Below are 13525 nucleotides of genomic sequence, written 5' to 3' on the forward strand. Positions count from 1 at the left end.
TTGATTCACCGAAGTATCGATGCCGTGCGGGTGGACGTCATTGCCAAGATCATGCAAGTAACCCGCGGGAGCTTCTACTGGCACTTCAAAGATAGAGAAGACTTGCTCGGCCGGGTTCTGCTCAGCTGGCAGGAAGCGCAGACCGAGCAAATCATTGCCCGCTATCGCAAGCAGGGCGTGCACGCAGCAGACCTGATCCGCGAACTTGTCGAGCTGCCATTCCACGGGCGCGCGGCGGCCAAGGGTGCCTCGGTGGAACTGGCCATCCGTGCCTGGGCACGGCGCGACGACATGGCGCGCAGGATCGTGGATGCTGTCGATGCGAAGCGCTTGGTGTATCTCCAGGAATGCTTTGCCGAACTTGGCTTTGACGCCGACGAGGCGAAGGCGCGCGCCTTCCTGCTGTATTGCTACATGCAATCTGAATCGCTGTTCCGCAACCAGGGCAGCGCACAGGACAAGCAACGCCGCCAGGAATTCGTGGCTGAAACCCTTCTGGCCTCCCGGTAGCCGTCCCACGTCCCCCGAACAGGCGGGAACCCCGGCGCTGCTTTCGCTGGCCGCGCTCTACATCTGCAATGTGGGCTGCAGCGTCTCAAGACGCCTACACGCCCATGGCGCGCGGCGGCTAGGGCTTCCGGGGGGTCTCCTCGTTTTCAGTGCAATAAGTGACGGTACGCAAAGCTAGCACTGGCGCGGGGGTGGTCTGGGTAGACCGTTGATTTCATTGACTTTCCTGTTCGCTTTGTAAACGGGTATGGTGGCCTCCCACTTTTGAGGTTCACGATGCAGGGTTGGCACACAACGTTTTTGGGGATGCGTGGGCTCCCCCGCGATATCAGCGACTTCGAGATGAAGGCATTTTTCACCTTCGATGGTGCCGAGCGCGACGCAATCAATGCACGCCGAGGTGATTCCCACAAGCTTGGTCTGGCGCTCCATATTGGTTTCCTGCGCATGAGTGGGCGTTTGCTCGGTGCCTTTCGGGTAATTCCAGTACTCGTGCGGGCGCGTCAATGGCTGTACAAGAACAAGCTGGTGATCGTGCACGAGCGGGCAATTCGGACACTGATTGCGGCGGCACTTGCCCAGCTTGAAGTTGAAACAGGCACCGCCATCGCCGCCAGCGTTGATCCAGCAACACTTGATCGCTGGCGAGCCTCAGTTTCAGAGCTGCGCCCAGATGGACAAACCCAGCAGAGTTGGCTATGGGCTGCACCGGCGAAACACTCAACCCGCCAAATCAGCGAGGTACTGGAGCGCATCGACCTGCTTTACACGCTGGACGTTCATAAGCACCTGGCAGACATCCCCGATCTCATCTTGCGCCGCTACGCGCGCCGACTTGTCTCCAGGCCGCCCTCAGCCGGAGCCAAGATCAAAGAGCCAGCGCGCACCGTGGAGGTCGCATGCTTTCTTCGGTATTGCCTGTTCACCACCACAGACCAGTTGATCCTTATGGTGCAGCGCCGGATCGCCGATCTGTGGCGTCAGGCTGCCGCCGATGTCCCCGCTACCGTCAATTGGGCCGCAATGTACAAAACGCTGCTCGGCGAACTTGTTGCCTTGAGCGCGCAAGGTGCGGTGCCAGATGCTGAGTTGCGTGCCCGTCTTGAAGCCTTGATCACCGAAACCCAGAAACGCAAACCACCGAGCAGGGCCTCCCTGGTCCGCGAGGGATTGATTGATGGAATTCGCCCCGTGCGGTCGTTGCTCGTCGCCATTGCAAAGCTGCCCTGGCAGGCCACCGGCGAGCATCCTGCCATCGAGTACCTTGCCAAGCTGCAAGCTTTATATCTCAAAGGATCCAGAAAGCTGCCAGTTGAAGTGGTGGCACCAAGTCTGGGAATGATCTGGCAGGTTTCGATCTCCAGCCCAGACCGGGAACGGGCGTTTCAGGCGTTGGAGGTGGCCACCCTGTTTGCCCTGCGCCGCGCGGTGCGCAATGGCTCGGTCTGGATTGAGCACAGCCTGAGCTTTCGGGGTCGTGCGCGCTTGTTCTTCACGGACGAGCGTTGGCAGGCAGAGTCCAAGAAACACTATGCCCGTCTATCGTTACCCAGCAAGGCTGCCACTTTCTTGAAGCCTTTGCTGGCCAGAGTAACTGCCGGTGTCGATGCGGTGGCCGCTGCAGCCCGCAGTGGCGTACTGCGCGTGGATGATGAACTCCATTTGTCGCCATTGCCCGCAGAGGACGAAGACCCAGAAGTGACCAAGCTGCGCGCGGCTTTGGATCACCGCATCGGTGAGGTTCAATTGCCGGAAGTGATTCTGGCCGTTGACGCCCAGGTGCGCTTTAGCTGGATCATGCTCGGACGTGAGCCGCGCTCTACCGACGAGCTGCTGATGGTCTATGCCGGCATCATGGCCCACGGCACCAGTCTGACTGCGGTCGAATGCGCGCGCATGATTCCGCAATTGTCTGCCACCAGCATTCGCCAGGCCATGCGCTGGGCGCGGGACGAACGGCGTCTGAGCCAGGCCTGCCAGGCTGTGCTGGAATTCATGCAGCGACACCCGATTGCCGCCACCTGGGGGCGGTCCGATTTGGCATCTTCTGACATGATGAGCATGGAGACCACCAAACGGGTGTGGCAAGCCCGGCTTGATCCTCGGCGCAACACACCTTCCATTGGAATCTACTCCCATGTAAAAGACCGGTGGGGCATCTTCCATGCGCAGCCCTTTGTGCTCAATGAGCGCCAGGCGGGCGTGGCCATTGAAGGTGTCATCCGCCAAGAAAAGCTGGAGACCAGCCAGCTTGCTGTGGATACCCATGGCTACACCGACTTTGCCATGTCACATGCCCGTTTGCTTGGTTTTGATCTTTGCCCGCGGTTGAAGGAACTCAAACAGCGCCACCTCTTTGTGCCACGCGGCACCAAAGTGCCCGCAGAAATCGCTGCGGTGTGCGAAGCCAATGTCGACGTCGCTTTGATCGAAAAGCATTGGGATAGTCTGGTGCACCTGGCAGCCTCGGTCATGAGCGGACATGCCAGTGCGGTGGCAGCTCTTGCGCGGTTCGGTTCTGCCGCCCAGGGCGATCCAATCTATGAGGCTGGCGTGCAATTGGGGCGGTTGCTGCGTACGGCGTTTTTGGCTGACTACTTTGTCAAGGACGCTTTCAGGAACGAGTTGCGCCGGGTGCTCAATCGGGGCGAGGCTGTTAACGCCCTCAAGCGCGCCATTTATACCGGCCGGATCAGCCCGGCGCAGGCCAAACGTGTCGATGAAATGCAGGCTGTGGCCGATGCGTTGAGCCTGATGGCCAACATCGTGATGGCGTGGAATACCTCACAGATGCAGGCGGTCCTGGATCGCTGGTCGAACCGCCGCCAGGTCATTCCACCGGAACTGATCGGGAAGATTGCGCCCACCAGGCTGGAGAGCATCAACTTGCGGGGTGTGTTTCGCTTCCCGGTTGACCGCTATGCTGACCAAATCCTGCCTTCGCGGCCAAATGCATCGATAACTGGCACCAATGGATGAAACCGACCACGGTTTGACGCCACGAATCGCAGATTTGAAAGTGAACAGGAAAGTCAATGAAATCAACGATCTACCAACACCACCTCCGCGCCAGTGCTAGCTTTTCGTACCGTCACTTATTGCACTGAAAACGAGGAGACCCCATTTCTGACGATGAGATCCACAGCGGCCATTTAGACCCGGCAAAAACGACCCGGCCAAGATAAGTCCGCTGACGGCATTCTTGGCCGGGGGTAGCATGGGGGGCCAAATTGCCTATACCCAAATGAACCGGAGGACACCATGACCAGCCGCAACGGCTACTTCCCAGGGAAGAAGCCGGCGAAGCGCAGCGCGATCATCACGCCGCGCACCGCCCAGGAAACCAAGATCGCCGCGATGCCGCGCCAATCCCGCGAAGTGCGCCAGGCCCTCGCCAAGACGCCGCCGCTGCGCGTCGGTGGCGCTGACCTGGTGGAAGGTGCCGACCGCATCATGCGGACGCCGGCCGAGCACCAGGCGCAGGGCGTCAGCTTCAAGGTGGCGCGCATCTACATGCGCGTGAGCACCGACGAGCAGGACTTGTCCCGCCAGAACGCCATCGTGGAGAGCACGCGGGCCGCCGGCTTCTACGTCGCCGGCATCTACCGCGAGAAGGCATCGGGCGCACGCGCCGATCGCGCCGAGCTGCTGCGCATGATCGGCGACCTGCAACCCGGTGAAGTCGTGGTTGCCGAGAAGATCGACCGCATCAGCCGGCTACCGCTGCCCGAGGCCGAACGCCTGGTGGCGTCGATCCGCGCGCAGGGCGCACGCCTCGCCGTCCCTGGCGTGGTCGATCTATCCGACCTGGCGGCCGAGGCCAAGTGTCGTTTTCAGAAGGCGACTGCACCAGTTCACTGGGCTGGCCGCCGTGTGTGCATAGAACTTCTGACCGGGAACGGTCAGAAGTTCTATGCACGAAGCGCCGCGAGAGATCGGAATTGCTCAGAACTCTTGTGCACGGCGCGACAAAGCCGGAACCGCCGAAAATTCCGGCGATCAACCGGCAAGCTGCTTGATGCGCTCGGCCAGGCGGCCGAAAGCCTCGTTCACGTATTCCAGCACCTTGGGTTCTGCGCCCTGCGTGCGCAGCGAGTCTTTGAAGGCTTCCAGGTCGGACAGCCATTGCCGATGCAGGCGGCCCAGCTCGTCGAGCTGAGGCCGGAAGTCTTGGAGACTGCCGCTCGCACGAAACGCCTGGTAGCCACGCTCAAGCGTGGCCGCCGTGGTCAGCAGTTGCGCGCCCATTTGCTTGTGCTGTTCGGAGAACTCGGCCATGCCGTCATAGGGCCGCGAAGCCTTGCGGCGCTCGGCTTCGGATGCCTCTTCCATGATGCGGGCGTAGCGGTAGAACCCTGGGAACTCGCGGGACAGCGCCATGAGCTGCTGATCGGATGTGCCGACCCAAATCCTGTGCAGGTCAGGCCCGTACCCCATCATGCGATTGATGATGGCATGGGCCTCGCTGACACCCTGGGCGGCAAGCTGCTGCATGTGTTGGTCGATCTTCGCGGCCAGTCGGCGGAATTCGTTCATGCTCATGTCCGTCACAAAAGGCGCGTTGATTGCCCTTGCGCCGTGAGAAGTGCCACCGCCTTCTTATCGAAGGAAACGAAGGTTTCCCCGCCAAGCCAGTTGCCTTCGTAGGCAATGACGCCATCGGCAAAGTCTCCGCCCGCGTCGAGCACCAGCAAGCCAGCCTCCACGGCAGGCCGGTTCACTTCCACATTCGCGGCGGCCAGTAGTGCCCGGATCGCGCTGGCCGCGTCGGCTTGCTGGAAGCCGTAGACACGCAGCAGCACCCAAACAAATTCGCATAGGCACGGCAGCGCGACCGCGATCAACTCGGCGTCGGTCAAGACTGCGGCGGCAACGTCCGCTTGTGCGGGATCGTCACGCACAACCGCACGCACAAGGACGTTGGTATCGACTGCGACCTTCATTGCTTACCTGCCCAGCCTTGCGCCGCCGCCTCGTTGATTTCTTCGATGGTGGCAACCTTCTGCGTCTTGCCCGCGAGCAGGCCGACAAAGCTGGCTATCGTCCCTGCGGGCCGTGCCGCCTTGAGCACGCCCCGACCGTCTGGCAACAAGTCCAGCTCGATCTTGTCGCCTGGCCTGATGCCGAGGTGTTGCAGTACGTCCTTCCGAAACGTCACTTGTCCCCGTGCGGTAACGGTCAATGTGGTCATGGTGGTTTGCCCTCGCAATCAAGGTTGATGCTTCACATAGTAATGCAAAAATGCCTTACCGTCAATGTCCGTCAAACGATCATTAGTCGGCCATGCCGGACACTGTCCAGCAAAGTTATTGCACAACGGGTTGTCGGACATTAAGATAGGCGGACGGAATGACGGACAAGAGAGGCGGCAAATGGCACTGATCGGCTATGCGCGGGTATCGACGGCGGAACAGGACACCGCCTTGCAGACGGATGCGCTACGCAAGGCAGGCTGCGAGCGCGTTTTCGAGGACACGGCTTCCGGGGCCAAGGCCGACCGCCCCGGCTTGGCTGATGCGCTGGCCTACCTGCGCGACGGCGACGTGCTGGCCGTCTGGCGGCTGGATCGGCTCGGGCGCTCTATGCCGCACCTAATCGAAACGATAGGCGCGCTGGAAGCGCGAGGCGTCGGCTTCCGTTCTCTGACGGAAGCCATCGACACCACCACGCCAGGCGGGCGGCTCATCTTCCACGTGTTCGGCGCGCTGGGCCAGTTCGAGCGCGACTTGATCCGCGAGCGCACCAAGGCCGGGTTGACTGCCGCCGCCGCTCGTGGGAGGAAGGGCGGGCGAAAGCCGGTTGTCACCGCCGACAAGTTGCAGCGAGCGCGGGAGCACATCGCCAACGGGCTTAATGTCCGAGAGGCCGCTACACGGCTCAAGGTGAGCAAGACGGCCCTGTACACCGCGCTGCAATCCACCAGTGCAGCCGACTCCTGATATTCCGTGCAGTCGTCTTCTGAAAATGACACCAAGGGCGTTGCAAAGGTTGTCCTGGAGTCCGTCCAGGACATGCTTTTGAAGCTGGCCTTGCAGATCGCCCGCGACGACTACGAGGATCGCCGCGAGCGGCAGCGGCAAGGCGTCGAGCTGGCGAAGAACGCCGGGCGCTTCACCGGCCGCAAGCCGAACACGAAGGTGCATGATCGGATCGTGGCCTTGCGTACCGCAGGCCACAGCATCCCGGAGGCGGCCAGGCTGGCCGGATGCAGCGAAAGCCAGGTGAAACGGGTATGGGCGCTGCACAACCAGGTGCAGTCCGAGGCGTGACCTATTCGACCGCTTCCAGCTCGCGCAGGCATTCCATGATCGCCGCCCGCTCCAGTGGGTCGAGCTTGGCGAGCTTCGCTTGCCAGCGGGCTTTCTTCCGCTTGATGCGCTCGCGCTCGCGGAAGTTGTTGCCCAGGTAGCGCAGATCGTGCAGGGCGTCCGGCTCGGGGTAGTTCATCCAGAGCCGTTCAATCGCAATGCCGCCGCGCGTCATCGCGTTGAACTCGATGGTGCGCCAGGTCGCCAGAGGCGAGCTGTCGTAGATCGGCGAGTCGTAGCCCGACACCATCACAGCACAGGGCAGGCCGGCCAGCACGTCGAGCAGCCGCACGTGGTCGGCGTCGTCGTATTCGTGCCGGTACAGCTTGCCGCCGCGCCTGCTGTCCATCACGTAGGGCGGATCGACATAGACGAACTCGCGGCCGGTGAAGGCGTGGCCTTCGAGCCAGGCCACCGCATCACCGCAATGCAGCTCCAGGCCGTCCACGTCGAGCTGCTGCCACGCCTGGATCACCTCGCGGTCAATGTCGATCCCGATGCTGCGCGCAGCGGGGCGCTTGCGCTCCAGGATGTTCCCGCCGCCCAGGTGCGTTTCGATGTAGGTGTCGTGGGGCGGAATGTTGTTGATGATCGTCTGATAGACGCCGGCACCGCCCTTCCCGCCGGGGTAACGCATGACTTTTCCCTTGGAGTAAATCGGACTTGGCCAGCATCGTCAGAAATGGCGATGCTGTCAAGGAAAACGGGCCTGCAGCATCGCCAGGAACGGCGATGGAGGCCCGCTAGGGGACGCCAGCAGCGCAGTTAAAACGTCGCGTCTTTCAGCGAGATCGAACACCCGTTGTAGTCGTAGCTCACGTCCGACACGACACCCGACACCCGAGCGGTTTTCCCGGTTGAAAGCTGGGTGACGTTGAGCTTGTTGTCTGTACCGGCATGCACCGAAACCTGGCCGGAGCGCAGGAACACCCGATAGCGAGGCTGGAAGCCTTCGGTGACGGAGCGCACTTCACCGCTGACCGCAAGGCCCTTGTTGGCATAGAGGCCGTTTGCTCGCACCTGGTTGTCTTTCGCGGCCTGGCAGATTTGCGGCAGGGATTCCGTGAGCATCACCGGGGCGGTGGCCTTCTGCACATCCTTGGCGACTTGATCCAACGCAGCGCAGCCCGCGAGGGCGAGCAATGGAATAACGAGGGCTAGACACTTCTTGGTTGATTGCATAGACACGACCTTGAGGGTTGGTTAGGAAATTGGGTGTCGGGATGCCCCCGACTGCTCACCACTAGGCAGGTGACGCAGCCGCTAGACCGAAGCGAGCGGCTTTTAGTACGTAGGCACGTAGATGACTTCAATGTCCACGCGCTGGTTCTGGTGCCGCCCTTCTGGCGTCGAGTTGTCGGCCACGAAGTCGGATGCCGAAGCGAAGTTCACCATGATCTTGAGCGGCGACACGCCGCGCGCAATCAGGTACTGGCGGGCCGACAAGGCCCGGCGCAAGGCCAGGGCCTCATCGGCCGCGCTGGGGCGTAGCGTGCTGGTGCGACCGCTGACGTAGATGATCGTGGCCCCCTTCGCCTCGGCCAGCAGCTCGGCCGTGGAAGCGTCCGGCCGGAACGTGGTGCTGCTGTCGGAGAAGGACACCGAAACAGCGGTCAAGACCGGCTCGCCATAGCTCACGGCCGCCATGCCGGCAGCGCCGGCGGCCATCGCGCCAGGCGCGAAGGCAAGGGACGCCAAGGAGAGGGTCAGAAAAAGGGCTTTGCGCATGGTGCGGACTCCAAATCAGAAGAACAGGTAGCCGGCCTTGCTCATGGGGATGCGGATCAACCACAGAGCGGCCAGGTGCAGCGGGTAATAGGCGTAGAACGCCCAGCGCAGGCGCGGCATGGGCAGATCGACGCGGGAAGCGACCAGGAGCAGCGGCAGCGAGGCCAGCGCCCACAGGTTGCGATTGATGAACCACAGCGCCGCGCAGGCGAGCAGCGCGACGGCCGCGGCGGCCCAGGTGGGCCGCTTGCGGTACGACCACACCGCCAGGCCGAAGGCCACGGCCGGCCACCAGTATTCGACCAGGCCGCCACCGACCAGGAACACCAGGCCGGCGCCGACCAGGTGCAGCGGGCCGCCCTTTTCCACCAGGTAGGCGCACGCCGTCACGACCAGGAGCGTGAACAAGACATTGAGGGGCCACCACCCGGCGGACAGGCCACCCAGGGCGACGAAGGGCACCGAGGCCACAGCGCCGAACACCGCGAGGCGCTTCATCGTGCGCGTGTACGCGCCGCGCTCGAATGCACCAGGTCGAGCCAGGTTGTAGGCCAGCACGAAAACGAAGATCGGCAGCGCCAGGCGGCCGGCCTCGAAGAGAAACGGCAGCGTGCCATTGAACAGGTACTTGTTGACGTGATCGCCGGTCATCAGGGCCAGCGCGAGCCACTTCAACGCTTCGACCGTCCCATCCGGCACGTGCAAGGGCTTCATCCGCGCTTGCCCCCGCGTGAGGCATAGGCGCGCAGCACCAGGAAGATGATGTACAGCGCAGGAAGCGACAGCACGAAGGCAATGGGCTTGCCGATCCATGCCGGCAGCGCCCACAGCAGCAGACCCAGCGCGAAGATCGGGCCGAGGCCCAGCAAGAGCAGATCGAATTGCCCCTTGGCCTGCGATTCGGCCCAGTTGCAATAGGCGGTCAGCACCCGGCCGAAACCGAGCGTGTAGCGCATCATGAAGGCGTGGAATTTGTCCATGTTTTAGCCGCTAAATCGGAAGGCCCGCCCTACTCCGGCGAGCCTTCGCTTCTGTTGTTGAAGGAGATCGAGCGCGGCACGTAGCCGCCCGCGACGTTGATGGATGGAGCTGCTGCCGGCCTGGCCGCCGGCGCGGCCGCTGGGGCCGCTGCCGTGGCCTGCTGGGCGGCTTGCACCGCCGGCGCTGGCCCGGTCGGCATCGAGGGCGTGGCCCCCGCCTTCGTCACGTCCAGCGTGACGAACCGAGCTTCGAGCCAATCCGCCCACTTGGCGGCCTTGCGCATCAGGTCGGCGCGATACACCGCGTTGTACTGCGGCGTGCGTGAGTGGTAATTCGCGGCCTTCGTCCAGAGATCGCCCTTGTCGTTGCGAATGTGCATCCGCAAGCGCCAGGCGGCGAGGTCGAACGAGTAGCAGCCAGCGGCCGCTACATCGTCCGCCGTGATGCCGTAGCGGGCCAGGTCGCGCAGGTAAGCCGTGTTGAACTGCATCGGCCCCACGTCATGAGTGCCGTTCGAGTTGCGCACCCACTGGCCCGGCTTGCCGCCTTCCTTCTCCGCGACGGCCAACACGATGTTGGCCGGCACTTCGTACTTCACGGCCGCCGAAACGGCGCACACGACGCGCTCCTGGAGCTGCGGCGGAAGGTCGGCAGCAAAGGGCATGTCAGTAACCCCCCCAGGAAGCGCGGCGGCGCTCTTCGTCCTCGCGCCGGATGCGTTCGTTGTACTCGGCCAGCGCCCGGTCATAGTCGGCCGCTTCGACCCAATACCCGCCCCTTTCTGGCGTGCCGACATAGCGCGGCTTGGTGCTGCTGAAATCGGTGTAAGCGTGGTTGGTGTAGGCCGCGCAGTAGTCGGGCATCTGGTTGCTGATGTACGTCGTCCCGTCCTCGTAGCCCTGCCAGAACACCAGCGTTTGATTCAGGGCCTGCGCATCGCAACGGCCAGCGCCGCGCGACATGGCCGACACCAGCGCGGACATTTCCGGCGTCTGGTTCGACACCGGGCACAGATCGAGGAAGTTCTTGCGCTTCTTGATCGTGTCGGACATTTTCCGCGCCGTGATGCTGAAATACTTGCGAAGCGACGGCGCGCATTCGCTCGGGCGGGTGCCGCTTGCGAGGCACAGGATCGCCTCGCAAGCCAGGCGGGTGTCGCCGGTCAGCACGTCTTGCGCGCTGGCCGTGCCGACCGAGCAGAGGGCCGCCACAGCGGCCACGATGGAAAGCAACTTCTTCTTCATGATGAACACTCCTTTGGGTTACGCAGATTTGTCGTTGCGGCCGCCGTCACGGAACGCGGCTACTTCGGACTCGGGATCGGCAGAGCTGTCAGCTCCGGCCAGGCTGTTGTCGCCGAAGGTCGGCGAGGGTTGTTGATCGGGCACGTCGATGCTCGTGTCGGCCGAGCTGCCGCCCTGCGCCTTGATCGCGGCCGCGATCTTTCCGCCGGTGGTGTCGGCGATGCGTTCCATCGCCGAGTCGCGCATGCTGGCGGCCTTCGCGGCCGCCACCGCACCTACACCCTTCGCCAAGTTCGCGCCGGCGTCGGCCGTGACGCGGCCGGCCTTGCCAAGCGCGGAAGCGGCCGAGGCCAGCATGCCGGGGCCGGTACTACCAGGTGCGTCCTGCTGGCCGCCCTGCCCCGCTCCCTGGCCCTGGCCGCCACCCTGGCCGGCCTTCGCGCCGCCGGCGTCACCGCCGCCGCTGGCCTTCTGGCCGCCGCCTTCGCCACCCTTCGAGCTGGAGCCGGCCTTATCGCCGCCGGCCTTGTCGCCGCCTTTGTCGCCGCCCTTCGACTCGCCGCCGCTGCTGCCGCCGCCGCCAGAGTCGCCACCGCCGCCACCGAAGCCGGCGGCTTGGCCCAGGGGCGTGCTGGTGCCGGCTTCACCGCCACCACCACCGCCAGAGTCGCCGCCACCACCACCGCCCAGCATGGACATGACATCCGACCCGGACGAGACGTTTTCATTGGCCTTCGAGAACGCGGCCATGACCGCAGAAGCACCGCCGGCGGCCGAGGCCGCGCCGGCCGCCAGAGCAGCGCCGCCGGTTGCCGCTGCTGCGGCCGCCATGCCAGCGGCACCGAGGGCCGCGCCTGCGCCGAAGTTGCCGATGCCGGCACCGCCCACGCTCGCGCCGGTGATGACGCCGGCGATGAGCGCCGGAATCTTGTTGACGAGTGCCAGCAGGATCACGCAGACGATGAGCATCACGCCCATTTCCTTGAGGTTGATCCCCTCGCTCATGCGCGCGTAGTAGTCATCCAGAAAGGTCTTGCCGATGCCGACCAGCAGCACCATTGCCATGAGCTGCGCGGCCACACCCAGCACGGTCTTGTAGTAGTTGATCGCCATGTCGGAAGTCCACCGCGACCCACCGAAGCCGAGGAAGAACACGCCGCCATAGGCGAGCACCCAACCAGACGCCAGGAGAAGAAGCATGTTCACGCCGATGAGCGCGAGCACGATCAAGATGGCAACGGCCATGAGGATGCCGGCCATGCTGTCCACCGGCGACCACACCGAGGACTGATCCATCACCTTGTAGAAGATGGCAAAGCCAATATCGACAATGCCGGAAGGCGACAAGGCTTGACCCAAGCCCGTCGCGTTGCCGGCAATTTGGCGTAGCGACGCATAGATGGTCGAGGCGAAGTTAGGGCCGTTCGTCAGCAACCACCAGAAGAAGCCGGTGAAGATGGTGAAGCGGACAAGCTCCGCGAAGAACTCCCCAATGTCGGCCTTGCGCAAGGCCATCATGCCGAACGTCCAGACCATCGAGATCGTCACCAGCAGCCAGAACAACCAGGATGCGGCGTTGGTGATGACACCGGCCCAGCCGCTGGCGGCGGCGTTGTAGCGGTTCAGAACGTCATCGAAGAGGCCCGAGCTGTTCATTTGGGCGGAAGCGTCCGTAGAAAAGAACGCCAGCCAAACGAGCAGCGGCAGGGCGAGTTTCAAGCTGGCTGGCATTCTCATTCGTCAGTACCTCACCAGGACTTAGGTTCGCTAGGTTTGAACGAGCCGGCCCGCAGGCACTGCGATGAAAACGCCTCTTGCACGCTCTTATCGAGCTTGGCGATGTTCTCGGGTTTGCAGTTCTCGGCATTCACTTCGGGCAGCGTCACCGGCTCGGGCTTTTTCTCGCAGCCGGCCAGCAGGGCCGCCACAAGGGCGGCCGCTGCCAGGATCGAGGGTTTGGATAGGCGCATGTATCCCCCTTACCAATTACGGGCCGGACTGGCCCTGTACTCGCCCTTGCGCAGCGCCTCGCCGGCGGCTTGCTGCTGCGCTTCACGGTCGGCTTCGACCTGCATCCGCGTGGCGATGGCGTTCTGCTGCGCGACCATGAGGCCCCGGATTTGCAGAAGCTGGTTTGCCTGCTGGGCCGCGAGCTGGTTGGCGAAGCCGATGGCCTGCATTTGCCCGTTCGCGCCCTGCGCGGCCGACTGGAGCCGTTCGAGCTGGCGCGCGTCGGACTTCAAGGCGTCCTGCTGGCGATCCAGGCCCTTGAACAAGGCATCGTTGGCCTTCTTCTGGCTCTCGCTCGCCAGGCGGCGGTTCTCGGCCATTGCGGCCTGTTCGGCGGGCGTGCAGCCGCCGGTGCCGTTGAAGCACGGCGAGCTGCGGTAGTAGGCCACGTCCTGGAACTTGCCCAGGTACGAGTCGATGCTGCCGAGCTGGGTCTTGTAGTAGTTCAGCGTATCGACCGCATTCATCAGCCCGTTGATCGTGGACTGCGCCTGATCCCAGATATAGGCCGCCGGCGCGACCGTGTTCTGGATCATGTTTTCGTACTGCTGGAGCTGGGTTTGGTACTGCTCAATTTGCTTGAGCGTCTGCGCCACCGACTCGATGGCCGTCATGACGTTCTGCACCAGGTTCCCGCCGTCGATGACGGGAATGCCGGCCTGCGCGGGCGACATGGTGGTGATCGACCCGGCCATCAGAGTGACGGCGAGAGCGACTTTAGCGGCTAAAAACTTCTGCTTCATT

General features: G+C 63.3%; 16 protein-coding genes and 2 pseudogenes. 5 read left to right on the top strand and 13 right to left on the bottom strand.

Going from position 1 to position 13525, the window contains the following annotated elements; translation table 11 throughout:
- Window positions 1-24: 24 nt before the first annotated feature.
- From ACN20X_RS29040 to ACN20X_RS29050, 3 genes and pseudogenes are all read left to right on the top strand, one after another.
- On the top strand, window positions 25-510 hold the full coding sequence (locus tag ACN20X_RS29040) for a TetR/AcrR family transcriptional regulator (protein WP_473210860.1): 486 nt from the start codon (window positions 25-27) through the stop codon (window positions 508-510).
- Between the two features lie 276 nt (window positions 511-786).
- Window positions 787-3489 (top strand): Tn3 family transposase, encoded by a 2703-nt coding sequence (locus ACN20X_RS29045; RefSeq protein WP_196996221.1) that lies wholly within the window; start codon window positions 787-789, stop codon window positions 3487-3489.
- A 474-nt stretch (window positions 3490-3963) separates the two neighbouring features.
- Window positions 3964-4335, top strand: a pseudogene (locus tag ACN20X_RS29050) (recombinase family protein); the annotation flags it as partial.
- Window positions 4336-4509: 174 nt separating this feature from the next.
- On the opposite strand, the gene ACN20X_RS29055 reads toward ACN20X_RS29050, so the two are convergent.
- Genes ACN20X_RS29055 through ACN20X_RS29065 form a run of 3 tightly spaced genes read right to left on the bottom strand, consistent with a single transcriptional unit; the run spans window position 4510 to window position 5701 of the window.
- Entirely contained in the window at window positions 4510-5046 is a 537-nt protein-coding gene (locus ACN20X_RS29055; protein ID WP_003159187.1) for a hypothetical protein, read from the bottom strand.
- An 11-nt stretch (window positions 5047-5057) separates the two neighbouring features.
- Entirely contained in the window at window positions 5058-5453 is a 396-nt protein-coding gene (locus ACN20X_RS29060; protein ID WP_003159186.1) for a type II toxin-antitoxin system VapC family toxin, read from the bottom strand.
- Window positions 5450-5701 (bottom strand): AbrB/MazE/SpoVT family DNA-binding domain-containing protein, encoded by a 252-nt coding sequence (locus ACN20X_RS29065; protein WP_003108276.1) that lies wholly within the window; start codon window positions 5699-5701, stop codon window positions 5450-5452. The genes ACN20X_RS29060 and ACN20X_RS29065 overlap by 4 nt, the downstream gene beginning before the upstream one ends.
- Window positions 5702-5882: 181 nt before the next feature.
- Between ACN20X_RS29065 and ACN20X_RS29070 the strand changes: the two genes are divergently transcribed.
- Together ACN20X_RS29070 and ACN20X_RS29075 are read left to right on the top strand one after the other, a co-directional pair.
- Window positions 5883-6449, top strand: a complete 567-nt coding sequence (locus ACN20X_RS29070) for a recombinase family protein (protein WP_003159185.1) — start codon at window positions 5883-5885, stop codon at window positions 6447-6449.
- A 30-nt stretch (window positions 6450-6479) separates the two neighbouring features.
- Window positions 6480-6779 (top strand): annotated as a pseudogene (locus ACN20X_RS29075) (helix-turn-helix domain-containing protein); the annotation flags it as partial.
- A gap of 1 nt (window position 6780) precedes the next feature.
- Here ACN20X_RS29075 and ACN20X_RS29080 read toward each other — a convergent pair.
- The 10 genes from ACN20X_RS29080 to trbJ form a co-directional block, all read right to left on the bottom strand.
- A complete protein-coding gene (locus ACN20X_RS29080; RefSeq protein WP_062804243.1) occupies window positions 6781-7455 on the bottom strand; it encodes a DNA adenine methylase in 675 nt (224 codons plus the stop codon).
- Between the two features lie 128 nt (window positions 7456-7583).
- Window positions 7584-8000, bottom strand: a complete 417-nt coding sequence (locus tag ACN20X_RS29085; protein ID WP_012478195.1) for a hypothetical protein — start codon at window positions 7998-8000, stop codon at window positions 7584-7586.
- Window positions 8001-8102: 102 nt separating this feature from the next.
- The gene (locus tag ACN20X_RS29090; protein ID WP_011255142.1) at window positions 8103-8546 is read right to left on the bottom strand and encodes an OmpA family protein; all 444 of its coding nucleotides are present in this window, start codon (window positions 8544-8546) and stop codon (window positions 8103-8105) included.
- Between the two features lie 15 nt (window positions 8547-8561).
- Window positions 8562-9260 carry a TraX family protein gene (locus ACN20X_RS29095; RefSeq protein ID WP_012478194.1) on the bottom strand — a complete coding sequence of 233 codons (699 nt, stop codon included), beginning with the start codon at window positions 9258-9260 and terminating at the stop codon, window positions 8562-8564.
- Window positions 9257-9505 carry a conjugal transfer protein TrbO gene (locus tag ACN20X_RS29100; RefSeq protein WP_246331069.1) on the bottom strand — a complete coding sequence of 83 codons (249 nt, stop codon included), beginning with the start codon at window positions 9503-9505 and terminating at the stop codon, window positions 9257-9259. Before ACN20X_RS29100 ends, ACN20X_RS29095 begins: the two co-directional genes overlap by 4 nt.
- A gap of 50 nt (window positions 9506-9555) precedes the next feature.
- The gene (locus ACN20X_RS29105; RefSeq protein ID WP_011255139.1) at window positions 9556-10191 is read right to left on the bottom strand and encodes a transglycosylase SLT domain-containing protein; all 636 of its coding nucleotides are present in this window, start codon (window positions 10189-10191) and stop codon (window positions 9556-9558) included.
- A 1-nt stretch (window position 10192) separates the two neighbouring features.
- Complete coding sequence (locus tag ACN20X_RS29110) at window positions 10193-10771, bottom strand: TrbM/KikA/MpfK family conjugal transfer protein (protein WP_011255138.1); 579 nt, start codon at window positions 10769-10771, stop codon at window positions 10193-10195.
- A gap of 18 nt (window positions 10772-10789) precedes the next feature.
- The gene (gene trbL / locus ACN20X_RS29115; RefSeq protein ID WP_012478193.1) at window positions 10790-12508 is read right to left on the bottom strand and encodes a P-type conjugative transfer protein TrbL; all 1719 of its coding nucleotides are present in this window, start codon (window positions 12506-12508) and stop codon (window positions 10790-10792) included.
- An 11-nt stretch (window positions 12509-12519) separates the two neighbouring features.
- Entirely contained in the window at window positions 12520-12741 is a 222-nt protein-coding gene (gene trbK, locus ACN20X_RS29120) for an entry exclusion lipoprotein TrbK (RefSeq protein ID WP_011255136.1), read from the bottom strand.
- Between the two features lie 9 nt (window positions 12742-12750).
- A complete protein-coding gene (trbJ, locus tag ACN20X_RS29125; RefSeq protein ID WP_011255135.1) occupies window positions 12751-13524 on the bottom strand; it encodes a P-type conjugative transfer protein TrbJ in 774 nt (257 codons plus the stop codon).
- Between the last annotated feature and the right edge of the window lies 1 nt (window position 13525).

This window comes from Delftia sp. PX-1 (assembly GCF_055797465.1).